The sequence below is a fragment of the Streptomyces sp. NPDC032745 genome (genome assembly GCF_055579465.1).
Genome location: NZ_JBVING010000045.1, coordinates 1 through 1,598, shown reverse-complemented (window position 1 = coordinate 1,598; position 1,598 = coordinate 1). Strand labels below are relative to the sequence as shown.

Genomic DNA, 1,598 nt, shown 5'->3' with positions numbered 1-1,598 from the left:
CCCATCCACACGCCACCGCACCACATCACCCGTGCGATACATCCGCCCACCACCAGAAACAGTGAACGGGTCAGCCACAAAACGCTCAGCCGACAGAGCAGGACGGTTCAGATACCCGCGCGCCAGACCAGCACCCGCCACATACAGCTCACCCGCAACCCCCACCGCAACCGGACACAGGCCACCGTCCAGCACGTAGACAGCGGTGTCCGCCACGGGACCGCCGATGGGTACCGTTGAGGTCACCTGGTCGGGGTCCTCCACCCGGGAGGTCGTCGCGCAAACGGTGATCTCGGTCGGCCCGTAGGCGTCGACGATCACGATTCCGGGGCAGGTGGCGAGTACGCTGCGGGCGGCCTCGGCCGAGACCACGTCTCCGCCGGCCCAGACCTCGCGCAGTCCGGCGAGGCAGCCCGGATCCTCGGCAGCGACGACGCGGAAGAGGCCGGCCGTCAGGAGCAGGGCCGTGACGTCGTGGCGGGCGATGACCGAGCGGAGCACGGTCGGTTCCAGGTCGCCGGGCGGTGCGACGACGACGCTGCCGCCGCCGAGCAGCGGCACCCACAGTTCGTAGGTGGAGGCATCGAAGGTCGGCGCGGCGTGCATCAGTACGCGTTCGTGCCCGGAGGCGAACCGGTCGTCGGAGGCCAGGGCCGCCACGTCGCGGTGCGTGATGACCACGCCCTTGGGCCGGCCGGTGGAGCCGGAGGTGTACATCACGTACGCCGCGTTGTCGGGCAGGACCTTCGGCAGGGAGTGCGCTTCCGGCGCCAGGAGTTCGGAGTGCGAGAACGCGTCGATCAGTACGGTGTGCACGTCGGCGGGCAGGAGGATGCGCTCGATGGCGGACGAGGTGCTCAGCACCAGTTCGGGACGGGCGTCTTCCAGCATGAAGGCGATGCGGTCCGCGGGGTAGCCGGGGTCGACCGGCACGTAGGCGGCGCCGGACTTGGCGATGGCGAGGACGGCGACGACCTGGTCGACGGAGCGGGGCAGCAGCACGGCGACCCGACGCTCGGGGCCGGCGCCGTGGGTGACGAGGAGGTGCGCGAGCTGGTCGGACGCCGCGTCGAGTTCGGCGTAGGTCAGCGTCTGCTCGTCGCTGAGGACGGCGGCTGCCTCAGGTGTGCGTGCGGCCTGCCGGCGGAAGAGGTCGCCGATGGTGGGCGTGTCCTGGACGAGTGCGGTTCCCTGCCACTGGTCGAGCTGTGCGTGTTCGGCCTCGGTGAGGAGGTCGATGCGTCCGACGGGGATGTCGGGGGTGGTTGCGATGGCTTCGAGGACCTTGACGAGCCGACCCATGACGGCTTCGGTCGCTGCGCGGTCGAAGAGGTCGGGCTGGTGGTCCAGGAACAGGCACAGCCGTTCGCCCGGGTAGGCGATGAGGGTCAGGGGGTAGTGGGCGGCTTCGCGTGACTGTGTGCCGGCGAATTCGAGGCCGGTTCGAGCGACGGCCTGGGCGAACTCGGCACTGTCCAGGGGATAGTTCTCGAAAATCATCGAGGTGTCGAAGAGTTCGCCGATACCGGCAAGCTCCTGAATCCGGGAAAGCCCCAGATAGTGATGCTCCAGCAACTCCACCTGCTCACGCTGCAGCC

At 69.1% G+C, this 1,598-nt stretch carries 1 protein-coding gene; it reads right to left on the bottom strand.

The features are described 5' to 3' along the window. Nucleotides 1-1,581: non-ribosomal peptide synthetase (locus ACZ5WG_RS40785; protein ID WP_468729702.1), on the bottom strand; the 1,581-nt coding region annotated here is incomplete at its 3' end. Nucleotides 1,582-1,598 lie beyond the last annotated feature (17 nt).